The sequence below is a fragment of the Burkholderia sp. SIMBA_062 genome (assembly GCF_046534765.1).
GTDB lineage: Bacteria > Pseudomonadota > Gammaproteobacteria > Burkholderiales > Burkholderiaceae > Burkholderia > Burkholderia ambifaria.
Genome location: NZ_JAWRYD010000034.1, coordinates 40017 through 62946, shown reverse-complemented (window position 1 = coordinate 62946; position 22930 = coordinate 40017). Strand labels below are relative to the sequence as shown.

The 22930-nt window shown below is 68.1% G+C and carries 26 protein-coding genes and 2 pseudogenes; 9 read left to right on the top strand and 19 right to left on the bottom strand.

The annotated features are described in order from the left end of the window. Positions 1-12 precede the first annotated feature (12 nt). Complete coding sequence (locus tag SB786_RS28860) at positions 13-357, top strand: cupin domain-containing protein (protein WP_006758755.1); 345 nt, start codon at positions 13-15, stop codon at positions 355-357. A 355-nt stretch (positions 358-712) separates the two neighbouring features. On the opposite strand, the gene SB786_RS28855 is transcribed toward SB786_RS28860, so the two are convergent. The 4 genes and pseudogenes from SB786_RS28855 to SB786_RS28840 all read right to left on the bottom strand — a co-directional run bounded on the left by SB786_RS28855 (position 713) and on the right by SB786_RS28840 (position 1712). Then, entirely contained in the window at positions 713-919 is a 207-nt protein-coding gene (locus tag SB786_RS28855; protein ID WP_410730439.1) for a hypothetical protein, read from the bottom strand. 9 nt (positions 920-928) lie between these two features. Further along, a pseudogene (gene rpsU / locus SB786_RS28850) lies at positions 929-1136 on the bottom strand (30S ribosomal protein S21). Positions 1137-1149: 13 nt separating this feature from the next. Next, positions 1150-1410, bottom strand: a complete 261-nt coding sequence (locus SB786_RS28845) for a hypothetical protein (protein WP_410730438.1) — start codon at positions 1408-1410, stop codon at positions 1150-1152. A 17-nt stretch (positions 1411-1427) separates the two neighbouring features. Beyond that, complete coding sequence (locus tag SB786_RS28840; RefSeq protein WP_410730459.1) at positions 1428-1712, bottom strand: hypothetical protein; 285 nt, start codon at positions 1710-1712, stop codon at positions 1428-1430. 477 nt (positions 1713-2189) lie between these two features. Between SB786_RS28840 and SB786_RS28835 the strand changes: the two genes are divergently transcribed. Continuing rightward, positions 2190-3350, top strand: coding sequence for an enolase C-terminal domain-like protein (locus tag SB786_RS28835; protein ID WP_410730437.1), 1161 nt, complete (start codon positions 2190-2192; stop codon positions 3348-3350). Between the two features lie 4 nt (positions 3351-3354). Here the strand turns inward: SB786_RS28835 and SB786_RS28830 are convergent, their stop codons facing one another. Beyond that, positions 3355-4110, bottom strand: a complete 756-nt coding sequence (locus SB786_RS28830) for a DeoR/GlpR family DNA-binding transcription regulator (RefSeq protein ID WP_410730436.1) — start codon at positions 4108-4110, stop codon at positions 3355-3357. 81 nt (positions 4111-4191) lie between these two features. Between SB786_RS28830 and SB786_RS28825 the strand changes: the two genes are divergently transcribed. Both SB786_RS28825 and SB786_RS28820 read left to right on the top strand, forming a co-directional pair. Then, positions 4192-4797, top strand: a complete 606-nt coding sequence (locus SB786_RS28825; protein WP_126227299.1) for an NUDIX domain-containing protein — start codon at positions 4192-4194, stop codon at positions 4795-4797. 79 nt (positions 4798-4876) lie between these two features. After that, positions 4877-5770, top strand: coding sequence for an SIR2 family NAD-dependent protein deacylase (locus SB786_RS28820; RefSeq protein WP_410730435.1), 894 nt, complete (start codon positions 4877-4879; stop codon positions 5768-5770). A gap of 34 nt (positions 5771-5804) precedes the next feature. On the opposite strand, the pseudogene SB786_RS28815 reads toward SB786_RS28820, so the two are convergent. After that, positions 5805-5954 (bottom strand): annotated as a pseudogene (locus tag SB786_RS28815) (peptidase S8/S53 subtilisin kexin sedolisin); the annotation flags it as partial. A gap of 119 nt (positions 5955-6073) precedes the next feature. On the opposite strand from SB786_RS28815, the gene crcB reads away from it, so the two are divergent. Both crcB and SB786_RS28805 read left to right on the top strand, forming a co-directional pair. After that, positions 6074-6460 carry a fluoride efflux transporter CrcB gene (gene crcB, locus SB786_RS28810; protein WP_410730434.1) on the top strand — a complete coding sequence of 129 codons (387 nt, stop codon included), beginning with the start codon at positions 6074-6076 and terminating at the stop codon, positions 6458-6460. Between the two features lie 24 nt (positions 6461-6484). After that, positions 6485-6835 (top strand): DUF190 domain-containing protein, encoded by a 351-nt coding sequence (locus SB786_RS28805; RefSeq protein WP_410730433.1) that lies wholly within the window; start codon positions 6485-6487, stop codon positions 6833-6835. A gap of 9 nt (positions 6836-6844) precedes the next feature. Here the strand turns inward: SB786_RS28805 and SB786_RS28800 are convergent, their stop codons facing one another. Beyond that, positions 6845-7408: a YggT family protein gene (locus tag SB786_RS28800; protein ID WP_006752080.1), complete on the bottom strand. Its 564-nt coding sequence runs from the start codon at positions 7406-7408 to the stop codon at positions 6845-6847. A gap of 76 nt (positions 7409-7484) precedes the next feature. Continuing rightward, positions 7485-8414, bottom strand: a complete 930-nt coding sequence (locus SB786_RS28795) for a Rossmann-like and DUF2520 domain-containing protein (protein WP_410730432.1) — start codon at positions 8412-8414, stop codon at positions 7485-7487. A 516-nt stretch (positions 8415-8930) separates the two neighbouring features. Here SB786_RS28795 and SB786_RS28790 point away from each other — a divergent pair. Further along, positions 8931-9224: a hypothetical protein gene (locus tag SB786_RS28790; protein WP_006754959.1), complete on the top strand. Its 294-nt coding sequence runs from the start codon at positions 8931-8933 to the stop codon at positions 9222-9224. A 117-nt stretch (positions 9225-9341) separates the two neighbouring features. Here the strand turns inward: SB786_RS28790 and SB786_RS28785 are convergent, their stop codons facing one another. Both SB786_RS28785 and SB786_RS28780 read right to left on the bottom strand, forming a co-directional pair. Continuing rightward, entirely contained in the window at positions 9342-10013 is a 672-nt protein-coding gene (locus tag SB786_RS28785; protein WP_410730431.1) for a LysE family translocator, read from the bottom strand. A gap of 34 nt (positions 10014-10047) precedes the next feature. Further along, a complete protein-coding gene (locus SB786_RS28780) occupies positions 10048-11604 on the bottom strand; it encodes a UbiD family decarboxylase (protein ID WP_410730430.1) in 1557 nt (518 codons plus the stop codon). Positions 11605-12199: 595 nt separating this feature from the next. Here SB786_RS28780 and SB786_RS28775 point away from each other — a divergent pair. Further along, complete coding sequence (locus SB786_RS28775) at positions 12200-13315, top strand: transglycosylase SLT domain-containing protein (RefSeq protein ID WP_410730429.1); 1116 nt, start codon at positions 12200-12202, stop codon at positions 13313-13315. 111 nt (positions 13316-13426) lie between these two features. Here the strand turns inward: SB786_RS28775 and SB786_RS28770 are convergent, their stop codons facing one another. From SB786_RS28770 to SB786_RS28730, 9 genes are all read right to left on the bottom strand, one after another. Then, positions 13427-14623 carry a pyridoxal phosphate-dependent aminotransferase gene (locus SB786_RS28770; protein WP_006761431.1) on the bottom strand — a complete coding sequence of 399 codons (1197 nt, stop codon included), beginning with the start codon at positions 14621-14623 and terminating at the stop codon, positions 13427-13429. A 70-nt stretch (positions 14624-14693) separates the two neighbouring features. Continuing rightward, the gene (gene nusB, locus SB786_RS28765) at positions 14694-15131 is read right to left on the bottom strand and encodes a transcription antitermination factor NusB (protein ID WP_006754954.1); all 438 of its coding nucleotides are present in this window, start codon (positions 15129-15131) and stop codon (positions 14694-14696) included. Further along, positions 15128-15643, bottom strand: a complete 516-nt coding sequence (ribH, locus tag SB786_RS28760; protein WP_006754953.1) for a 6,7-dimethyl-8-ribityllumazine synthase — start codon at positions 15641-15643, stop codon at positions 15128-15130. The genes nusB and ribH overlap by 4 nt, the downstream gene beginning before the upstream one ends. Before the next feature lie 52 nt (positions 15644-15695). Beyond that, the gene (gene ribBA, locus SB786_RS28755) at positions 15696-16838 is read right to left on the bottom strand and encodes a bifunctional 3,4-dihydroxy-2-butanone-4-phosphate synthase/GTP cyclohydrolase II (RefSeq protein ID WP_175672105.1); all 1143 of its coding nucleotides are present in this window, start codon (positions 16836-16838) and stop codon (positions 15696-15698) included. A 185-nt stretch (positions 16839-17023) separates the two neighbouring features. Continuing rightward, entirely contained in the window at positions 17024-17542 is a 519-nt protein-coding gene (locus SB786_RS28750; RefSeq protein WP_410730428.1) for a DUF1993 family protein, read from the bottom strand. A gap of 181 nt (positions 17543-17723) precedes the next feature. Then, positions 17724-18353 (bottom strand): riboflavin synthase, encoded by a 630-nt coding sequence (locus tag SB786_RS28745; RefSeq protein ID WP_166726307.1) that lies wholly within the window; start codon positions 18351-18353, stop codon positions 17724-17726. 14 nt (positions 18354-18367) lie between these two features. Next, the gene (ribD, locus tag SB786_RS28740; protein ID WP_410730427.1) at positions 18368-19489 is read right to left on the bottom strand and encodes a bifunctional diaminohydroxyphosphoribosylaminopyrimidine deaminase/5-amino-6-(5-phosphoribosylamino)uracil reductase RibD; all 1122 of its coding nucleotides are present in this window, start codon (positions 19487-19489) and stop codon (positions 18368-18370) included. Positions 19490-19501: 12 nt separating this feature from the next. Then, positions 19502-20785, bottom strand: coding sequence for a glutamate-1-semialdehyde 2,1-aminomutase (gene hemL / locus SB786_RS28735; RefSeq protein WP_124834138.1), 1284 nt, complete (start codon positions 20783-20785; stop codon positions 19502-19504). Positions 20786-20968: 183 nt separating this feature from the next. Further along, complete coding sequence (locus tag SB786_RS28730; RefSeq protein ID WP_410730426.1) at positions 20969-21421, bottom strand: hypothetical protein; 453 nt, start codon at positions 21419-21421, stop codon at positions 20969-20971. Positions 21422-21668: 247 nt separating this feature from the next. Here SB786_RS28730 and SB786_RS28725 point away from each other — a divergent pair, with 247 nt between their 5' ends. Continuing rightward, positions 21669-22886 carry a Bcr/CflA family multidrug efflux MFS transporter gene (locus SB786_RS28725; RefSeq protein WP_410730425.1) on the top strand — a complete coding sequence of 406 codons (1218 nt, stop codon included), beginning with the start codon at positions 21669-21671 and terminating at the stop codon, positions 22884-22886. The last annotated feature ends 44 nt before the right edge of the window (positions 22887-22930 follow it).

Here is a 22930-nt window from a genome sequence, read left to right as displayed (position 1 = left end):
CCTGGAGCCGACATGTCCGATTTCATCACCGTTCTGCGAAAAACCTGCCCCACCCCGGTCGTCGATGCGACCAAGTGGAAGCGCATCGGCGGAGATCCGCATACCGTGAACCTCAACGCCTACCTCTCCAAGGACGGCAGCAAGATCATGGGCACCTGGATCTGCACGCCGGGCAAGTTCGAGGTGAACTACGAGAAGTGGGAGTACTGCCACTTCCTCGACGGCTACTGCATCATCACGCCGGAAGGCGAGGAGGCGGTGCACCTGAAAGCCGGCGACGTGTTCGTCATCGAGCCCGGCATGAAAGGGACCTGGGAAGTGGTGGAGACGGTGCGCAAGTATTTCGTCTTCGCCTGACGCCCGCATGACGCCTCATTCCACCGGGCTTTAGGCCGGAATGGCGGTCCGGCGGCTTCCGGTTCAGTAAAACTCGTTCCGGTTCGGGAATAACTCGCCGAGCGTGGTCGCACGCTCTGCCGGTCCCGCTATCCCGCCGAGCGCCTGACGCTCACGATACGCGCTCGGCGACCTCCCGTACGCGCGCCGAAACTCGCGCCCGAGATGCGCGCGTCGGCAAATCCGCAGCCCGCCGCGCTCGGAAATATTCTTGCCCAACTGCATCAGCATTCATGCGGCCGTGCGAATCCGGATCGCCCGGTAGCACGCGGCCGCGCGGCGCTGCCCGATGCGATTCGACGACTCCGGCCGAAACTTACTGCTCGACGCTCAGCGCCTTTTCGATCGCGGCAATCAATTTGAACGCATCATCGCGGCCGATCAGCAGGCCGCGACTGGTGTACTCGCAACCAAACGCGTAGAAGCTCGGCAAAAGCGTGATCGCATCGTTCTGTCGATCGAAATCGACCTCGCATTTCGTCAACGGAAAGAACGGAGGGGCTTCGACGGGCGACTGGTACATGGCGTTCTCCTAGTACAGCGTGCGAGGCGGCACCATGCGCTTGGCGCGCACGGCGCTGTCTCGCGACGGCGCTGGCCTTCTTGCGCTGGGTCGTTGGCTTTTCGTAGCCGGTGCGATGGCGCAACTCGCGGATCAAGTCTGTCTTCTCGATGTGTCGCCGAAAGCGCAGGCGCGCGACATCGACCGGTTCGTTGGGCTTCAGGACGATCGTCGTCATGCAGCTCACGTTTTCAAATCATGCGTGAAGGAACGCTGGTCGAGCGAAGTTGTGACGGCACTCGCCATCTCGTCGGATCGCATTCGAAATATCCGGCGCGGATCGACGGTGTGCGCGCGGCGGCAAGCCTCTGCGACGCCGGTTGATGACGCAACGCCGAACGGGTGAGGCCGTTGCGCGGCGCTGCGTCGGATTCGGCGATCTCGTGCAGTGCAATCGAGACGATGCGCGCGCCGATTATCGTTTCGTGATCCGAATGGATATTCGACCGCATTACCGCCGAAAGATACGTCAGTGGGAGTTGGCGAAGAGCGGCTCGTTGCCGCGATTGCCGTCGATGATCTCCTCCGCGTAGCGAAGGGACGCCCGGCGCGCTTCGCCCGCCGATTCGAACGGCGAGTTGTCGAGCAGCCGGAATGTTTCGCTGCGGGTCACCGTGTCTGCAGTGCCGCGCTGGCAAATCTTCACGGCCGCGTCGAAGCCGCCGTCGTAGTTGTGCGGGTTGCCGTTCTGTGACGGAACGTGCGGATAAATCAGCGGATAGATTTCGAAGCCACGATAGAGGTGCATGCTCATGATGAACTCCTGGGTTCGGTCACGACAAATCGCGTGGACGAACACTTCCGACCGGTATCACCGCTGCGCGGCGCGACGGGTAGGGTGAAAAAGGCAGCGATGCGTGCTGATGAACGCACGACGCAGCAAGGAGGAAGATGGCGGGGCGAGCGGCCAGCAACTCGACCACCCGTGCTCGGACAAATTCATCATACGCGCTTCGTGTCGGTTGTCCATCTCATTCAATCCCAGCGCGGCGCGATGCGCGGATTCGACGCACGCAACGCGCATCGCGCGTGACGGAGCATTCGTCGGTATTCCGATGCCGTGCGGAGCGATTCGGACGATGCCGATGGAGCCGCATGACGCCGCATCGTCGTGATGATCGCGAGCCTGCAAGACATCGCGCGAGCACCTATGATGCAGCGATCCGCCAGCGCGCCGGCCGCATCACGTGCATGGCCCGCGAACGCAGAACGTTTCCTCCGGAACCCGACCATGCGCATCACCGACATTCGCGAGCAAGCGATCCCGGTTTCCCGTTATACCGACCCGGCGATTCCGTCGGGCGGCCTGACGACGAGCGTCGTCGCGATCGTCACGGATGTCGTGCGCGACGGCCGCCCGGTGACAGGTTACGGTTACGCGTCGGTCGGCCGCTATGCGCAGGGCGGGCTGATTCGCGAACGGTTCGGGCCGCGGCTGCTTGCCGCCGCGGATACCATCGCCGACGACGCTGCAACGAACCTCGATCCGTTTCGCGCATGGCGCGCGATGATGGCCGGCGAGAAACCAGGCGGTCACGGTGAACGCTGCGTGGCGGTCGGCGTGCTCGACATGGCGATCTGGGATGCCGCCGCGAAGATCGCCGGCCTGCCGCTCCATCGCTTTCTTGCCCGCCGGCTCGCGCGCCACGCAGCGCGGCGCGTGCGCGTGTACGCCGGCGGCGGCTACCGTTATCCGCAAGACGATCTCGCACGCCTGTCGGACGAGATGCGTCGCATCGCCGATCTCGGCTACACGCATGCGAAGATCAAGATCGGCGGCCCGGATATCGACAACGACACAAGACGTATCGAAACCGCCGCTGCCTGTCTTGCCGACAGCTCGCATCTCGCGGTCGACGCGATGAACACGTACGACGCGGCGAGCGGGCGCGCCGCCGCCGCGATGCTGGCACCGTTCGCGCTCTGGTGGTTCGAGGATCTCTGCGATCCGCTCGACCTGCCGCTGCATGCGGACCTGACTGCGCAATACACATCGCCGGTCGCGGCCGGCGAGGCGCTGTTCTCGCTCGCGGAAGCGAAGCTGCTCGAACGCTACGGCGGCTTGCGAGCGGACCGCGACTTCCTCGTGTTCGATCCGGTGCATTGCTACGGCCTGCCGGGTTACCTGCAGATCGTCGATCATTTCGTATCGAACGGCTGGCGGCGCGATGCGTTCTGGCCGCACGGCGGTCATCTGTTCTCGTTGCACGTCGTGGCGGCGCTCGGGCTCGGCGGCGCGGAAGTCAGTCCGTTCGCGTTCCACCCGTTCAGCGGGTTGCCGGACGGCGAAACGCTCGACGCTGGCTGCGCGGCCGTGCCGCAGGCGCCCGGCATCGGCTTCGAGCTTCACGCCGATGCATATCGCGCGTTTCGCTCGGTAGCGGGCCGCTGAGCGGCTAGGCCCGCACGACCGTCACGCCCGCTGCCTCGATCGGCTCGATCAGCGCCGAGTCGGTTTCCCGTTCGACCACGATGGTTTGCGCGAGCGCAAGCTCGCCGATCACGAACTGCGACGCCGCGCGCAATTTGGATTGCGAAGCAAGGACGACCGTCTCGCCGGCACGTCCGGCGAGTGCACGCTTGATCGCCGCTTCCTCGAAATCGCCGGTGCTCAGCCCCGCGACCGGATGGACGCCGGTCACGCCCATGAAGTACAGGTCCGCGTGGATACGCGAGATGCCTTCCATCGCCGCGGCGCCCACCGCGACGATCGAATGCTTGTACAACCGTCCGCCGATCAGGATCACATCGATCGACGGATGCGCGGCCAGCGCGACGGCGACGCTCGGGCTGTGCGTGACGATCGTCGCGCGCAGGTCGGGCGGCAACAGGCTGACGAGCAGCGCCGACGTCGTGCCGCCGTCGACGATCGCGACCTGACCGGGCGCGATCATCTGCGCGGCCCGATGGGCGATGCGCCGTTTTTCCGCGGTTTCGAGCGTCTCGCGCTGCGCGAACGGCGCGACGGCGGGTGACGCCGGCAGCGCGCCGCCGTGCACGCGTTGCAGCAGCCCTTCGGCCGCCAGTTCGCGCAGGTCGCGGCGGATCGTGTCCTCGGACACGCCGAATCGCCCGCTCAGCTCGATGGCCAGTACCTGGCCGTCGCGGGCGAGTGCGTCGAGGATGGCTTTCTTGCGTTGGGTCGTCAGCATCGGATTTGCACGAATTTTCTTGAAATTGCACGAATATGCACGTTACCATGGGCGCCGTCACATGTCGAATGGGAGGCCGCCATGGCCGCAACGCAGGACCGCGTGCGCATCGTCGATACGACGGTGCTGTCCGATGACTGGTATGTGCTGAAGAAGGTGACGTTCGATTTCCTGCGCCGTGATGGCACGTGGCAACGCCTGAGCCGCGAAACCTATGACCGCGGCAACGGCGCGACCATCCTGCTGCGCAACGCTGCGACGGGCGACGTGCTGCTCACGCGGCAGTTCCGGATGCCGGCGTTCGTCAACGGACACGACGGGATGCTGCTCGAAGCCGCGGCCGGCCTGCTCGACGACGCGACGCCCGACGCACGCATTCGCGCGGAAGCCGAAGAGGAAACAGGCTATCGCGTGCGCGGCGTGCGCAAGGTGTTCGAGGCGTTCATGAGCCCGGGCTCGGTGACCGAGAAGCTGCATTTCTTCGTCGGCGAATACGATGCGTCGCTGCGAACGGGCGACGGCGGCGGCATCGCGGAAGAAGGCGAGGATCTCGAGGTGGTCGAGATGCCGCTGCACGCGGCGCTGGATGCCGTCGAGCGCGGTGAAATCGTCGACGCGAAAACGATCATGCTGCTGCAGTACGTCGCGTTGCGGGAACCCGCTGGCGTGCGTATCGCGACTGCGTGATGCCGCGTCACGGTGCTCCAACGGGCGTAAGATCGCGCGATGCCCGTCCGGCACCGTTCGACGCCATCACCGCTCCATCATGCCGCTTTCCGATTCACCCGAATTACCGGATTCCCCCGGCCCCGACGATTCCAGCGCCGTTGGCGCGCAACTGCCGGCGCATCTTGTCGCTTCCGCCGTCGACGCGCTCGCGCGCGCCGATGCGCTGTTGGTGACGGCCGGCGCCGGCATCGGCGTCGATTCGGGGCTGCCCGATTTCCGCGGCACGGACGGCTTCTGGCGCGCGTATCCGGCGCTGCGCCATGAACGTTTCGAGTTCCACGAAATCGCGTCGCCGCAGGCGTTCCGCGCGCATCCGCAGCTTGCCTGGGGATTCTATGGGCATCGTCTCGCGCTCTATCGGGACACGGTGCCGCACGCGGGCTTCGCGATCCTGCGGCGCTGGATGGACGCGATGCCGAACGGCGGCTTCGTGCTGACGAGCAATGTCGACGGCCAATTCCAGAAGGCGGGTTTCGATCCGGCGCGCGTCGCCGAGATCCACGGGTCGATTCATTCGATGCAGTGCCTGCGACCGTGCTCGGACGACACCTGGGACGCCGCGCCGTTCACGCCCGACGTCGACGCAGCCGCGTGCCGGCTGGTCGGCGAGCTGCCGCGCTGCCCGCGCTGCGGCGGGGTGGCGCGGCCGAACATCCTGATGTTCGGCGACGATGGCTGGCTCGGCGAACGCTACGACGCGCAGGAGCGGGCGCTGCAGGACTGGATCGCACGGGCAGGATGGGTGACCGTCGTCGAGATCGGCGCGGGCACCGCGATTCCGACCGTGCGGCTGCTGAGCGAACGCCTCGGCGCCGACGTGATCCGCATCAACGCACGCGAGGCCCATGCGCGCCGCGCGGATGTGGTCGGGCTGAAGGGCGGCGCGCTCGCGACGCTGACCGCGCTCGACCGCGCATGGCGCGGCGGCTGAGCGCCGCGCGACGAACGGGCCGGCTGCCGCGCGGTTACGGCCGCGCGACGAGCGCCTGGACGAGCGCCGGCGCGATCGGCGAGCCGAGGCCCGTCACATGGTCGTAGCCGCCCGCCGCGTTGCGGACGCTGCCGCAATTCCCGTTGGATCCGGTCGCCACGTCGTGATAGTCGCTGCCGTAGGCGCCCGTGGCCCGACACCGCGCATGCCGACCGGCCGGCGGCATTGCCGTCGCGGCGCGATTCCGCATACAGTTCGGCGTGGGCCGCGTCCGCCATGCGGCCTCGTCAGCGAGGAGCTCCCTTGTTCTATTCGATCGTCGCGATCTTCGTCGGCGCCGGGCTCGGCGCGTTGCTGCGCTGGTTCCTGGCCCTTGCACTGAACGAATTCTTTCCCGCCGTGCCGCTCGGCACGCTTGCCGCGAACCTGATCGGCGGCTACGTGATCGGCGTGGCCGCCGTCGTATTTACCGCGCGCGTCGGGCTGCCGCCCGAGTGGCGGCTGTTCGTGATCACGGGCTTACTTGGCGGCCTCACGACGTTCTCGACCTATTCGGTCGAAGTGATGACGCACGCGGTGCAGGGCGAATTCGGATGGGCGATCGCGGTGGCTGCCCTACACTTGACTGGATCGTTCACGCTGACGGCGCTCGGCATGTGGACCGCGCGCGCGTGGTTCGCGGCGGCCTGAGCGCGCCGGCACCAGGAGGGTGCGATGGACAGGGTCTTCTTGCGCTTCTATGTGCACGAGCAGCACCGGCTGCACTGGAAGCCGCTATGGGAGTGGTTGCTGGAGGAAGGAAACCGGATGGGCGTCGCGGGCGGTTCCGCGTTCCGTGCGATGGCCGGCTTCGGCCGGCATCGCGTGCTGCACGAGGACCGCTTTTTCGAACTGCAGGGGTCGCTTGCGATCGAGGTCGAATTCATCGCCACCGAGGACGAGGCGCAGCGGTTGCTCGAGCGGCTGTCGCGCGAGAAGGTGCGCGTGTGCTACGCGATGATGCCGGCGCGCTTCGGCGTGATCGACACGCTCGCGGCGCCGCCGGCGCAGGGGCCGGCAGCGTAGCGCCGCGCGTCAGATGCCGAACATCGTCAGCGACACGGCGGCGCGCGTGACGACCATCAGCAGCACCTGCACGATCACGAACAGCAGGATCGGCGACAGGTCGATGCCGCCGAGGTTCGGGATCACGCGGCGCAGCGGGTTCAGGAACGGCGCGGTGAGCTGGTAGAGAATCGGCATGGCCGGCGAGCGCGGATTGAGCCACGACAGCAGAGCCATCAGGATCGTCATCCAGATCACGAGATTGAGCGCCCACTTCACGACGGTGAGCAGCGCCACCACGACGAGCGTCGCGATCACCGAGGCCGGATCGAAGCCGGCCATCACGACCATCAGCACCACATAGACGAGCGCGGTGAGCAGCGCGGCGACGACGCTCGCCCAGTCGATGCCGCGCACGCCCGCGATCACGTGGCGCAGCGGCAGCACGAGCCAGTTGGTCGCCTGCAGCACGGCCTGCGTGACGGGGTTGTACGGCGGCACGCGGACGGCCTGCATCCAGACGCGCAGGATCAGCGCCGCGCCGAACAGCGTGAAGAGGGTATTGAGCAGAAAACGGGCGATCTCGCCGAACATCGTTGGCATCCTTTTTTTACAGTCGAGTAGCGTGCGGCCGCCAACGCCGGATGGCGGCGCATCGGCCGACACCTTATCACGCCTCGTCGTGCGGCGGGGAGGGGTGCCCGGTCGTGCGCGCGAGCGACGTTTCGACGGCCTGCGCGAGCGCCGGCAGCGCGGCCGGCGGCGCGGCGCGCTTCGCCGCGAGCGCGACCGCGCGGCGGGTCATCAGCGCATACAGCGTCGCGTGATCACCGCCGCGCGCCTCGAGCAGCGCGAGCTGGCGCTCGACGATGCCGGTGTCGCCGCGCGACACCGGGCCCGCGAGTGCGTTCGCGAGGCCCTTGTCGCGTGCGGTCTCGATCGTGCCGGCGAGCATCGGCAGCAGCGCGCGCAGCGCGGCGGCCTCGTCGAAGCCGAGGCCGCGCCATAGCTCGACGGCTTCCGACAGCCCGCACAGCGCGAAGCTCGCCGCGTAATGCGCGGCCGCGTGATAGAGCATCCGGCCGCCGGCCGGAATCGACAGCGGATGGCAGCCGAGTGCGGCAGCAAGCCGCAGCAGGGTTGCGTGCAGCGCGCCGTCGGCTTCGAGCGTGACCGAGCAGCCGTCGATGCGGGCGAGATCGGCGTCCGTGCCGCCGAACAGGTAGAGCGGATGGAAGCCGCCGGTGGCCGCGCCTTGCCGTCTTGCCGGATCGAGCAACTCGACCGCCGACGCGCCGCTGCAGTGGACGAGCGCCTGGCCCGCCGCGCGTGCCGCGTCGAACCGCAGCGCCGCGGCGGTCGACGCGAGATGGTCGTCGGGGACGGTCAGGAAGATCAGGTCGGCGGCGTCGACCACCTGCTGCGGCGTGTCGACCGCCCGGCAGCCGTCGATGCGCGCGGCGAGTGCCGCGGCCGATGCCGCCGTGCGGCTCGCGATCGCGACGACCGGAAAGCCGGCCGCCGCGAAGCGCAGGGCGACGCAGCGCGCAAGGCGGCCGGCGCCGATGAAGCCGAGGCGGGGAGTGTCGGGGAGAGACATGACGGGGCACGAAGCGAAAACGGAGCAGCCGCCAGTATCGCAGGAATGACGGGCCGGGCGCAGACGGGCGGCGCCGGGGCGGGACGATCTGGACGCCGATGTTCGATGCGGGCGACCGGTCAATGCGGGCCGCGGTTGTTTTCTCCCCTCGATGACGACCGTCGCATCCGGCCCCAAATCGCCCCAGGCCCGCGTCGCTCTTGAATTGTCGGCGTCTTGTCTCGAATTTGTAATCGTTCATTACGGAAGCGCGCCGGCCGCGCTTACCGGATCCGGTAAGACTGACCGGACAGCGTGTCGCGATTTCACTGGTCGGACGGAATCGCGCGACCCGCAAGGGGACCCGCAGGTTTGCGCAGCGCGGCCGCACGCTGGCTGCACCCGCGTTGAATTGCAATTTGCAACAAATGCGCAATACACGAGAAGCGGGTTTTCGCTACATTGCTTCCATGCGACGTGCATGCCCGCCGTTGCCGACAGGGGCGCACAAATTACCGCTCCAGCAGGAGAATCGAAGTGAAAAAGCTCATTCCGTTCATCGCCGCCGCCGCGCTGGGCCTGGGTGCCGCAAGCGCCGCGCAGGCCCACGTGTCGATCGGGGTCGGCATTGGCGTCCCGGTCGCACCGGCATATCCGGTGTATGCAGCGCCGCCGCCTGTGTATTACGCGCCGCCACCCCCGCCGGTGTATTACGCACCGGCGCCCGCATACTATGCACCGCCCCCCGTGGTCGTCGGTGGCTACTACGGTCGTCCGTACTGGCGTCACGGTTATGGTGGCTGGGGTCACCATGGTTATTGGCGTCGTTGATGCAATAGTCCGCGCGGCCACCTGAGCGCACGCGGCAAAACGGCGCAACGTCCCTCGCGGGGCGTTGCGCCGTTTTTCATTTGACGCGCGGCCAGGCGAGTGGCCGGCGCGCGGCGGTCACACCGCGTGGACGATCAGGTCGCGATAGCCGCCCACGATCACGCTGTACGAGAAATACGCGAACAGCAGTGCCGACGCGACATGGCACGCGCGCATCAGCCCGGCGCCCGCGCGCTTGCGGCCCTGGCTCGCGAGCGTGCACATGAAGAGGGTCCACGCGAGGCCACCGAGGAAAAAGCCGGACAGGAACACCGACGCCGTCGCCGGCGTGGTCGCACCGGCTTTCGCGATCAGCGCGCCGCCGACCGCCGCGAACCACAGGATCGCGCTCGGCGACGACATCGCGAGCAGCATCCCGCGCACGAAGCTGCGCCGCGCGCTGGCCCGCGGCTGCGGCGTGTCGTTGGCGTCGCCTGCGTCGGCGCCGCCGGCGGGCGCGAGCGCTTCACGCGCCATCTTCCATGTGAGGAACAGCAGCACCGCGCCGCCGCCGATCCAGACGATCCAGCGCACGGCCTCGAACTGCAGCAGCACGGCCATGCCCGCGAGCGCGAGCGCCGCGTAGACGAGATCGCCGACGCACGAGCCGACGCCGAGCCAGAAGCCCGGCCGGAAGCCGTGCGACAGCGTCAGCGACAGCATCGCGACGTTGACGAGGCCGATGTCGAGACACAGCGATAGCGACAGGAAGAATCCGTCGGACATCATCGAGGCGGGGGCGAAGCTCATCGTCGTTCTTGCCGGATACGTTCAACGTGCGGACTTAGAGTCCGATCTCCTGCCAGAGGCGATCGACGCGCGCCTTCACGGCCGCGTCCATCTCGATCGGGCGGCCCCATTCGCGATTCGTCTCGCCGGGCCACTTGTTGGTCGCGTCGAGCCCCATCTTCGAGCCGAGGCCCGCGACAGGCGACGCGAAATCGAGATAGTCGATCGGCGTGCTGTCGACCATCACGGTGTCGCGCACGGGGTCGACGCGCGTCGTGATCGCCCAGATCACCTCGTTCCAGTCGCGGATGTTCACGTCCTCGTCGACGACCACGATGAACTTCGTATACATGAACTGCCGCAGGAAGCTCCACACGCCGAACATCACGCGCTTCGCATGGCCCGCGTAGCTCTTCTTCATCTGGACGATGGCCATCCGGTAGCTGCAGCCTTCCGGCGGCAGGTAGAAGTCGGTGATCTCGGTGAACTGCTTCTGCAGCAGCGGCACGAACACCTCGTTGAGCGCGACGCCGAGCACGGCCGGCTCGTCGGGCGGCTTGCCGGTGTAGGTCGAGTGATAGATCGCGTCGCGGCGCATCGTGATGCGCTCGACGGTGAACACCGGAAACCACTCCTGCTCGTTGTAGTAGCCGGTGTGGTCGCCGTACGGGCCTTCGAGCGCGTGCTCGTACGCGGCGGACGCGTTGCCGGCCGGACGCGGCGGTGCGCCGGCCGGCGCAGGGGCGGGTGTGCCTTGCTGCGGATGAATGAAGCCTTCGAGGACGATCTCCGCGCGAGCGGGCACCTGCAGCGTGTCGACGCCGGGCGTCAGGCACTTCGCGAGTTCGGTGCGGCTGCCGCGCAGCAGGCCGGCGAACTGGTACTCGGACAGCGAATCGGGCACGGGCGTCACCGCGCCGAGCGTCGTGGCCGGATCCGCGCCCAGCACGACCGCGACCGGATACGGCTTGCCCGGGTTCTGCAGCGCGAATTCGCGGAAGTCCAGCGCGCCGCCGCGATGCGCGAGCCAGCGCATGATCAGCTTGTTGCGGCCGATCAACTGCTGACGGTAGATGCCGAGGTTCTGGCGCGGCTTGTTCGGCCCGCGCGTGACCGTCAGGCCCCACGTGACGAGCGGCCCCGCGTCGCCGGGCCAGCAGGTCTGGATCGGCAGCTTGTGCAGATCGACGTCGGCGCCTTCCCAGACGATCTCCTGGCACGGCGGCGACGACACCGATTTCGGCGCCATGTCCCACACGGCCTTCGCGAGCGACAGCAGCTTGCCGGCGTCCTTCAGGCTCTTCGGCGGGTCCGGCTCCTTCAGCGCGGACAGCAGCCGTCCGAGGTCGCGCAGCGAGCCGAGCGCGGCGTCGTCGCCCGCATCGACGCCCATCCCGAGCGCGACGCGGCGTGGCGTGCCGAACAGGTTGCCGAGCACCGGAAACGCATTGCTGGGCGGCGCGTTGAACAGCAGCGCCGGGCCGCCGGCGCGCAGCACGCGGTCGCACAGCTCGGTCATTTCGAGCACGGGCGACACGGGCTGCGTGACGCGCCGCAGTTCGCCGAGCGCCTCGAGGCGCTGGATGAAATCGCGTAAGTCTTTGTATTTCATGAAGAAGGTCCGGGCCGCCCGCAAGGCGGGCAGCGATGGGCGGGCGCAGCGGCCGGCTGCGCCCCGAATCGATCGCCGATTTTACCCGGGCCGCCGCGCGCACGCCGGGCGGTGAAAAAAGTCGACCGCGCGCGGAGCCCCTACGGCAGGGGGCTCGCGATCTGAAGGGCGATTCAAAATTACTTTTTGTTATAATTTCGATGTTTTATAGTGTTGACGATCTATAAAACCCTGCTAGAATCCGCTCACATTGGCTGCAGGGTAAAAGGCTTCGAGCCGCCAATCACCGATCTTTGACGCAGCGCGTCACCGTCCGCCGACACCTGCACGGCGTATTCGACGGCTTTTGTCGTAGTCCCAGCCAGCGCTACTACACGCTGGTTTTTTGCGTGGGTGCCACCGCGTATGCCCGCCTCGCCCAATGTGCGAAGGTGCCGGCCCTCTTACACCGTGGCCTCGAACGGTACTTATACCGTTTCCCCGATGCTTGCGCGTCCCAACCAAGGCGCGCGGCGTCGTGATTCCGCGGCGCGTTTTCTGTCTCGCCATCGAGCTGAGCGAGCCGCACGAGTCATGTTCATGGGAGATGATCTGAATGAACGCTTGGTTATCGTGGCGTCCCAATGAGCAGCATGCGCAATTCGTGCGCGACATGCTGCGTCGCGGGACGCGTGTCAGTCACCATTTATTCAGCGTTGTCGGCTGTTTCGCTGTCGCGATCGCACTGGCCCTGTGGCTGCTGCCGACCGTGCGCGGGAACATCGCGGCGAAGCTGATGCCGGTCGTGTCCGCGGCCGTGCAGGCCGGTCCGGCCCGCTTGCTGACCGGTCATCCGCTGCCGAACTTCGCGCCTGCCGGCGCGCAGCCGCAGCAGGAAGACGCCCCCGAAACGGATGCGCTCGCCGTCGGTCTCGACGTCGCACCGGAAACCGCCGCGCAGAACGATGCGTCCGATCCGGCCCGCAACGGCCCGTCGCCCGTCGCGCTCGCGAAACGAATCCCGACCCAGCGGGTTCCGGCCGATGCGCGCGACGATCGTGCGCTCGCGTCGAACCGTGAACAGGCGCTCGTCGCCACCTACCTGTCGCGCCGTTACCGGGTCGCGCAGGAGCCGCTCGGCCAGCTCGTCAAGGCTGCGTTCCAGACCGGTCGCGACGTCGGCCTCGATCCGCTGCTGCTGCTGTCCGTGATGGCGATCGAATCGGGCTTCAACCCGTACGCGGAAAGCGGCGTCGGCGCGCAGGGCCTGATGCAGGTCATGTCGAAGGTCCATTCCGACAAGTTCGAATATTTCGGCGGTACCGACACCGCGCTGCAACCGCTCGCGAACCTGCAGGTCGGCGCGCTGGTGCTGAAGGACTGTATCGCCCGCGGCGGCTCGCTCGCGAACGGCCTGCGCATGTACAACGGCTCGACGAACCCGGACGACACCGCTTACGGCTCGAAGGTCATGGCCGAGCGCGCCCGCCTGCGCGACGTCGCGCATGGCCGCAGCGTGCCGATCAATGCGCCGGCCCAGCCGTCGAAGCCGATCGTGACCGCGTCCGCGACGGCAGCCGCAGGGGGCGCGAAGCGCGTGCACGCGACGCTGGACGCCGCGCAGCCGATCGCCGCGAAGGGTGCCGCCGTGCCGAAGGGCGCGCCGCAGCAGGACGACGCCAGCGTCGACACCGCGAAGTCGCACGGCGACCACTCGGAACTCGGCGCGTAACGTCACGCGGTTCCAGCCGGACCCAAGCAAAAAGGCACCCGATCCGGGTGCCTTTTTGCATTTTGCGCGGCCGCAAGGGCGCCCGCACCGGCCGGGACGCCCGGCCGGACGTCAGTGCTGGCCGAACAGGGCCGCCAGCCGCTCAACGGCCTCTTCGAGGCGTGTGTACGCGGTCGCATAGGACAGCCGGATATAGTCGCGCGGCGCATGAACGCCGAAGTCCATGCCCGGCACCAGCACGACGCCCGCGTCGTGCAGCATCGCCTGCGTGAGCGCCGCGCTGTCGCCGGCCGCCGGATGGGCGACGCCGCCACAGTGTGCATACACGTAGAACGCGCCGTCCGGCATCACGGGTACCGTGAAGCCGAGCCGTTCGAGCGCTGGCGCGATGAAGTCGCGGCGACGCTTGAATTCGAGGCGGCGCGCTTCGTAGATGTCGAGCGCCGCCGGTTCGAAGCACGCGAGCGCCGCGTGCTGCGCGAGCGCGGACGGGCAGATGAACAGGTTCTGCGACAGCTTTTCGAAGGTGCCGACGAGCGACGGCGGCACGACCAGCCAGCCGAGTCGCCAGCCGGTCATGCTGAAATACTTCGAGAAGCTGTTCACGGTGACGACATCGTCGCCGAACGACAGCGCCGACACGGGCGCCGCGTCGTAGCTGAGCCCCTGGTAGATCTCGTCGACGATCGTGAAGCCGCCACGGGCGCGCACGGCTTCGACGATCCGCTTCAGCTCGTCCGGCTCGAGCGACGTGCCGGTCGGGTTCGACGGCGACGCGAGCAGCACGCCGCGCGTGCGGCTGCCCCAGCGCGTGCGGACGTCGTCCGCGGTGAGCTGGAAGCGGGCTTCCGGGCCGCTCGGCACGAGCACCGGGCGGCCTTCGGCCGCCGCGACGAAGTGCCGGTTGCATGGGTACGACGGGTCGGGCATCAACACCTCGTCGTCGCGGCCGACGAGCGCGAGGCAGGCGAGCAGCAGCGCGGCCGACGCGCCGGCCGTCACGACGATCCGCTCGGGGCTGATCGTGAGGCCGTAGGCGCGGGCGTAGTGCGCGGCGATCGCTTCGCGCAGCGGCGTGATGCCGAGCGCGCTCGTGTACTGCGTGACGCCGCGGCGCAACGCGGCCGCGGCCGCCTCGACCACGGGCTCCGGCGCGGTGAAGTCGGGTTCGCCGATGCCCATGTGGATAACATCGCGCCCGGAGGACTCGAGCCGCTGTGCCTCCTTCATCAGTTCCATCACGTAGAAGGGCTGGATCGCGTCGACGCGTGCGGCGAGCGTGACGAGCGAATCGGCGGTGGTATTCATCGGTCGGGCGGGGCGAGGAAGGGGAGGAAGAATGAAAAACGGGCGCTTGCGCGCCCGTGTACAAATGGAATCAGCCGTTGCGGCGCGCCTGCGTTTCGGCGGGGCGCAGCTTCGCGGCGAGCTTGTCGAGCACGCCGTTGACGTACTTGTAGCCGTCCGAGCCGCCGAACGTCTTCGCGAGTTCGACCGCTTCGTTGATGATCACGCGGTACGGCGTTTCGACATGATGCGTGAGCTCGAACGTCGCGATCAGCAGCACAGCGCGTTCGACCGGCGACAGCTGGTCGACCGGGCGGTCGAGCGACGGCGTGAGGGCTTCGATGAGCGTCGCATGCTCGCGAATCACGCCGTGCAGGATGGCGTCGAGCAGCTCCTTGTCGGCCTTGTCGTAACCGAGCGCGCCGCGCAGTTGCGCGTCGATCTCGCCGGGGGCCGCGTTCGACAGCAGCCACTGATACAGGCCCTGCGTTGCCAGCTCGCGCGATTGTCGGCGGGCGCTCTTCTTCATGCGCGCTCCTCTTCGTCTTCTTCGTCTTCTTCTTCGTCCTCGTCGTCGCCGAGCTGGTCGAGCGCCATCGTCAGGTTCGCCATCTCGACCGCGACGCGGGCGGCGTCACGACCCTTTTCTGTCATGCGCGCGACGGCCTGCTCGTCGTTTTCGGTCGTCAGGACCGCGTTCGCGATCGGCAGGTTGAAGTCGAGGCCGATGCGGGTGATGCCCGCGCCGCTTTCGTTCGACACGAGCTCGAAGTGGTACGTCTCGCCGCGGATCACCGCGCCGAGCGCGATCAGTGCGTCGAACTGGCCGCTTTCCGCGAGCTTCTGCAGCGCGAGCGGGATTTCCAGCGCGCCGGGCACCGACACGAGCAGCACGTCTTCACCGGAGACGCCGAGGCGCTCGAGTTCTTCGACGCATGCATCGGCCAGGCCGTTGCAGACGGGTTCGTTGAAGCGGGATTGCACGATGCCGATACGCAGGCCGTCGCCTTCGAGATTCGGTTGATATTGTCCGATTTCCATGATCTGTCCGTGGTGTGGATGAACGGTTATAGGGCGAAAGCGCCGTGGCGGGTTACGCGTGGGACGCCGGGCAGGACTTGGCTTCGCCGCCGGGCATCGGAATGAAGCCCGTGACTTCGAGGCCGTAGCCGGACATGCTGCCCAGCTTGCGCGGATTCGACAGCACCTGCATCTTGCCGACGCCGACGTCGCGCAGGATCTGCGCGCCGATGCCGAACGTCTTGAAATCGACCGGCCGGCGCTTCAGCGCAGCGGCCTTTTCTTCCTCGTCGAACGCCTTGAAGACGTCGATCAGATGTTCCTTCGTGTCGCCGCAGTTGAGCAGCACGATCACGCCGAGGTCGCGTTCCGCGATGTCGCGCATCGCGGCGTCGAGCGTCCACGAGTGCGTCGAGATGCTCGTCTCGAGCAGGTCGAGGACCGACAGCGGCTCGTGCACGCGCACGGGCGTATCGACGTCGGGCGACGGCGTGCCGCGCACCAGCGCGATGTGCGGCGAGCCGCTCGGCTGGTCGCGGTACAGCACCGCGCGGAACGTGCCGTGCGCGGTCTGCATCGTGCGCTCGGCGATCCGCTCGATGATCGATTCGGTGCGGCTGCGGTAATGGATCAGGTCGGCGATCGTGCCGATCTTCAGGTTGTGCTCCTTCGCGAACTCGAGCAGGTCGGGCAGGCGCGCCATCGTGCCGTCGTCCTTGATGACCTCGCAGATCACCGCGGCCGGCGTGAGCCCGGCGAGCGCAGTGAAGTCGCAGCCGGCCTCGGTGTGGCCGGCGCGCACGAGCACGCCGCCCGGCTGCGCCATGATCGGGAACACGTGGCCCGGCTGCACGATGTGCTCGGGGCGCACGTCGTGCGCGACCGCCGTGGCGATCGTGTGCGCGCGGTCGGCGGCCGAGATGCCGGTCGTCACGCCTTCGGCCGCTTCGATGCTGACCGTGAACGCGGTGCCGTACTGGGTGCCGTTGCGGTAGGTCATCAGCGGCAGGTGCAGCTGCTTGCAGCGTTCCTGCGTCAACGTCAGACAAATCAGGCCGCGGCCGTACCTGGCCATGAAGTTGATCGCTTCCGGCGTGACGAATTCGGCGGCGATCACGAGGTCGCCTTCGTTTTCGCGGTCTTCTTCGTCGACCAGGATCACCATCCGGCCGGCTTTCAACTCCGCGATGATGTCGAGCGTGGAGGCGAGCGTCATAAGGGGGCGAGAAAGAGGAAAGTGCGTATTTTACGCCAGCCGGACCGCGTTTCGGCTGGCGCCGGCTGCGCGGCCGGCGAGCACCCCGGAAAGCGGTGCGACCGGCCGGCGACGCGCGCCTGCCCGGGCCGCCGCCGCCCGCCCGAGGACGGCCGGCCGCGGCTCGGCCGGGGCGCGGCCGAGCGTCACGCGTGCTCGTTGCGGCCGCCGAGGTAGTCGAGCTTGCCGAGTTCGACGCCGCTGTGGCGCAGGATGTCGTATGCGGTCGTCACGTGGAAGAAGAAGTTGGGCAGCACGAAGTTCAGCAGGTACGACTGCCCGGTGAACTCGATCGGGCCGACGCGCATCTTGAGCACGATCTGGCGCGCTTCGCTGCCGTCGATCTGCGCGGCGTCGAAGCTCTTCAGATAGTCGATCGTCTTCTGGATGCGCGCATGCAACTCGTCGAACGTCTGCTCGACGTCGGGATAGCTCGGGATGTCGACGCCGGCGAGCCGCGCGGCGCAGCCCTTGGCCGTGTCGGTCGCGATGTACACCTGACGAACGAGCGGCAGCATGTCCGGATAAAGGCGCGCGCCGATGAACACCGGCGGGTCGATCTGCTTCTCGGCCGCATGCGCCTGCGCCTTGCCGAGGATGTGCTGCAGGTTGGTGAGGCCGCGGATGAGGACGGGCAGCGAAGCCTGGTACATCGAGATGGACATGGGACGACTCCTGGAGGAAAAGGGGCAGCCGGTACGCGGCGCGCCGTGTGTCGCGGCGCCGAAACCGCTGCCGTTGCATCTTAGCGCGACGCGATGACCCGTGCGCGTCGTTGGCCGTCAGGCCAGGTGTCGGGGCGAACCGCCGCCACCATTTCCTGTCCTGGGGCAGCGCCCCCCGCAATCAGTCCTGATGCACGCCCTGCGATGCCGACAGCATCCGCTCGACATACCGCGCGATCATGTCGATTTCGAGATTGACCTTGTCGCCGGCCTTCACGTGGCGCAGCGTCGTGACCTCGACCGTATGCGGGATCAGGTTGATCGAGAATTCGCAGCCGTCCGCGCGATCGTCGACCGTGTTGACGGTCAGGCTCACGCCGTTGACCGTGATCGAGCCCTTGTATGCGAGATAGCGGCCGAGCTCGCGCGGCGCGACGATCCGCAACTCGTGCGATTCGCCGACCGGTGCGAACCGCGTCACGGTGCCGAGGCCGTCGACGTGGCCCGACACGATGTGCCCGCCGAGCCGGTCGTGCGCGCGCAGCGCCTTCTCGAGGTTCACTTCGCCCGGTTGCGCGAGGCCGACCGTGCGGTTCAGGCTTTCGCGCGACACGTCGACGTCGAAGCCGGTTTCGGTCTTTTCGATGACCGTCATGCATGCGCCCTGGATTGCGATGCTGTCGCCGAGCGCGACATCGGCCAGGTCGAGCCCACCGGCCTGCACCGTCAGCCGCACGCCCGCGTCGGGCGACGCGCCGAGCGGGTTGATCGATTCGATGCGGCCGACGGCCGCGACAATTCCGGTAAACATCGTGACGGCTCCGTTCAGTGGGTGGCGGCAGGCGGCGCGACGCGCGCGAGAATCCGCAGATCGTCGCCGATCCGCTCGACGCTGTGGAACGCGAGCCGCGTGCGCGCGTCGAGGCTCGCCGGCGCGGCGAGGTCGAACATGCCGGCCGCGTCGCTGCCGAGCAGGCTCGGCGCGAGATAGACGAGCAATTCGTCGACGCACTGCTCGCGCAGCAGCGAACCGTTCAGCTTGTGGCCGGCCTCGACGTGCAGTTCGTTGACGCCGCGCGCGCCGAGCGCTGCCAGCATCGCGGGCAGGTCGACCTTGCCGTGCGCATTTGCGAGCGGCACGATTTCCGCGCCGCGCGACTTCAGCACGTTCGCGCGCACTTCGCCGGCCGCATCGAGCCGGCCGCAGAAGATCAGCAGCGGCGCACCTTCGAGCAGGCGCGCATCGAGCGGCAGGTCGAGGCGGCTGTCGACCAGCACGCGTTGCGGCTGACGCGGCGTGTCGATGCCGCGCACCGTCAGCAGCGGGTTGTCCTCGCGCACCGTGCCGATCCCGGTGAGGATCGCGCATGCGCGCGCGCGCCATGCGTGGCCGTCGAGGCGCGCGGCCTCGCCGGTGATCCACTGGCTTTCGCCGGACGGCAGCGCGGTGCGTGCGTCGAGCGACGCGGCCGTCTTCATCCGCACCCACGGGCGGCCGCGCGTCATCCGCGACACGAAGCCGATGTTCAGTTCGCCCGCTTCGTTCGCGAGCAGCCCGCAGCGCACGTCGATGCCCGCGTCGCGCAGCATCCCGAGGCCGCGCCCCGATACCTGCGGGTTCGGGTCTTCCATCGCCGCGACGACCTTCGCGACGCGCGCGTCGATCAGCGCGTTCGCGCACGGCGGCGTGCGGCCGAAGTGGCTGCACGGCTCGAGCGTCACGTATACGGTGGCGCCGGCGACGTCATGGCCGCGCGCACGCGCGTCCTTCAGCGCCTGCACCTCCGCGTGGTCCTGGCCGGCCGGCTGCGTGAAGCCTTCGCCGATGACGTTGCCGTCCTTGACGATCACGCAGCCGACGCGCGGGTTCGGCGCGGTCGTATACATGCCGCGCGCCGCGAGCGTCAGCGCGCGCTGCATGTGGGCGAAATCGGTATCCGAGAACATGCGCGGTTCCGGTCAGGCGGCGAGGGCCGCGAATGCGCGGCGTGCGGCCGCGAGCGTCGCGTCGATCACCGCGTCGTCGTGCGTGCTCGACACGAAGCCGGCCTCGTACGCGGACGGCGCGAAGTACACGCCTTCGTCGAGCATCAGGTGGAAGAAGCGATTGAAGCGCTCGATGTCGCTCTTCGTGACTTCCGCGAAGCTGGTCGGCACGCGCTCGGCGAAGTACAGGCCGAACATCGCGCCGATCGAGTCGGCCGCGAACGGCACGCCGGCCGCGCGCGCTTCGGCCGCGAGGCCGTCGGCGAGGCGCTTCGTCTGCGCGGTGAGCGCGTCGTAGAAGCCCGGCGCCTGGATCAGCTGCAGTGTCTTCAGGCCGGCCGCGACCGCGATCGGGTTGCCCGACAGCGTGCCGGCCTGGTACACGCCGCCGAGCGGCGCGAGGTGGGCCATGATGTCGCGGCGGCCGCCGAACGCGGCGGCCGGCATCCCGCCGCCGATCACCTTGCCGAGGCAGGTGAGGTCCGCCGTGATCCCGTAGTGTTGCTGCGCGCCGCCGAGCGCGACGCGGAAACCGCACATCACCTCATCGAAGATCAGCACGGCGCCGTGCTTCGTGCACAGCGCGCGCAGCGCGTTCAGGAATTCGGGCGTGCCGCGCACGAGGTTCATGTTGCCCGCGACGGGCTCGACGATCACCGCGGCGATTTCATCGCCGAACGCGCCGAACGCTTCTTCCAGCGCGGCGACGTTGTTGTATTCGAGGACGGTCGTGTGCTTCGCGATGTCGGCGGGCACGCCGGCCGACGTCGGATTGCCGAACGTCAGCAGGCCCGAGCCGGCCTTGACCAGCAGGCTGTCTGCGTGGCCGTGGTAGCAGCCCTCGAACTTGACGATGCGACTGCGGCCGGTGAAGCCGCGCGCGAGACGCAGTGCGCTCATCGTGGCCTCGGTGCCGCTCGACACCATCCGCACCTGTTCGATCGACGGCACGAGCTTGCAGATTTCCTCGGCGATCTCGATTTCCGCCTCGGTCGGCGCGCCGAACGAGAAGCCGTCGGCGAGCACGTTCTGCACGGCCGACAGCACTTCCGGGTGGACGTGGCCGACGATCATCGGGCCCCACGAGCCGATGTAGTCGATGTACTGCTTGCCGTCGGCATCCCAGAAGTACGGGCCCTGTGCGCGCGACACGAAGCGCGGCGTGCCGCCGACCGAACGGAAGGCGCGCACCGGCGAGTTGACGCCGCCCGGAATGGTCTTCTGGGCGCGTTCGAAGAGGATCTGATTGTTGGACATGAGCGAAACCTGCGAGAGAAGGGTGCGGGGCCTGTGCACGGGCCGCGGCGCCTGGGCGGAACTGTCCGTCCGATTGTACCGGAGACGCGCAGGCCCGGCCGGCCGGGCGGTCCGCGGCCTTTCGGCGCGTGGGGACGGGCGTGCGGGAACGGCGAGTGCGGGCCGAATCCGGCTCCGATCCGCTTATCGCGGCGACTTGCGCTTGCCGGTCAGTTCGGCCCAGCGTTTTTCCAGCGGGCCTTCGACCATCGGCTTGATGGAGGTGCCGGAGCTCTGCGCATCCCAGGTCTGCACCGAGTACGGATGCACGCGCAGCGCGTCGCGCGGGATCACGACGTCCTCGTGGGCGTCGACCAGCCAGTCGTAGACGAAGTCGATGCACAGCCGGTACCCGCGCCGGGTCGCCGGATCGGGCACCTCGTAAGGCGAGCGCGTCACGTAGCCGGAGCCGAACACGCCCTTCGGCTCCTTCGCGACGCGGTGCAGGAACACACGGTCGCCCGGCAGGATGCCGCGTGCGAAGCCGCAGCCCCACACGTCATGCACTGCCTCGCCGGCCTTCACGCGCGCGGCGGCGTCGGGCAACTCGGGCCACGGCCATTTCTTGGGGCTCCAGATCAGCAGGAAAGCGGTCATCGGTTCGGTCGTCGTGTCGATTTGGTCAGACGAGAAAAACGCGGAGCAGCAAGCTTAATCGAATCCGCACGCGAGCTCGCGCGACACTGGCCGTGCGCGCGCTTGCCGGCTGTGCGCGGCACATGCGCCGGCGGCACGCGAAAAAGTTGCGCGTACAATCATGGGCCTGAGCGCCGTCCGCGGCGCGGCCTCCCGTCTTCACCGCCACGCGCGCCCCGATGCGCGCGGGCCTCCATTGCGGATACCCATGTCCCACGTCGTCCGGCGCCGGCCCGATGCCCGGCTGATCCTGTTGCTCGGCGCGCTCGCCGCCTGCGGGCCGATTGCCACCGACATGTACCTGCCGAGCCTGCCGTCGATCGCCGCCGGTTTCTCCGTGAGCCCCGGCGCCGCCCAGCGCACGCTGACGAGTTTCATGGCCGGCTTCTCGATCGGCATGCTGCTGTACGGTCCGCTGTCCGATACGTGGGGCCGCCGCCCGGTGCTGCTCGGCGGCATCGCGCTGTTCACGCTCGCGAGCATCGGCTGCTTCGTGTCGGGCTCGATCGACATGCTGATCGTCGTGCGCTTCCTGCAGGCGCTCGGCGCGGGCGCGGCGTCGGTGCTCGCCCGCGCGATCGCGCGCGACGCGCACGAGCCGACCGACGCGGCGAAGGTGCTGTCGATGGTCGCGATCGTCACCGCGGTCGGGCCGCTGCTTGCGCCGCTGATCGGCGGACAGATCCTGCGTTTCGCCGGCTGGCGCGGCGTGTTCGTCGTGCTGGCGGCGTTCGGCGCACTGTGCGCGGCGACCGCGTACCTGCGCGTGCCCGAAACCTGGCCGAAGGAGCGGCGCAAGAGCGCGGCCGTGCTCGCATCGTTCGCGTCGTACGGGCGCATCCTGTCCGATCCCGTTGCGTGGGGGCACATGCTGTGCGGCGGGATGGCGTTCGCGGCAATGTTCGCGTACATCACCGCGACGCCGTTCGTGTACATCGAGTATTTCCACGTGTCGCCGCAGCACTACGGGCTGCTGTTCGGGCTGAACGTCGTCGGGATCATGATCGGCAACTTCGCGAACACGCGGCTCGTCGGCCGCATCGGCTCGCTGCGGCTCATTTCTGCCGCATCGCTCGTGAGCTGCATCGCGTCGCTCGCGGTCGCGCTCGTCGCGCTGACGGGGTGGGGCGGGCTGTGGTCGATCGTCGTGTGCCTGTTCTTCGTGGTCGGCGTGGTCGGGATCCTGTCCGCGAACTGCACGACCGACCTGATGCATCGCTACCCGCACAACGCGGGCGCGTCGGCGGCCGTGTTCGGTGCGATGCAGCTCGCGCTCGGCGCGCTCGCGAGCGTCGCGATCGGCGCACTCGCGGACGGCACGCCGTTCGCGATGGGCGTGACGATCGGTGTGTCGGGCGTGCTGTGTTTCGCCGGGCGCTATCTCGTGCTGCGCTGGCATGGCCGGCCGGTGAAAGCGGGGGCTTGATCCGCTTGGCGGGACAGGCGGGCGAGGGGACCGCGAATGCGTGA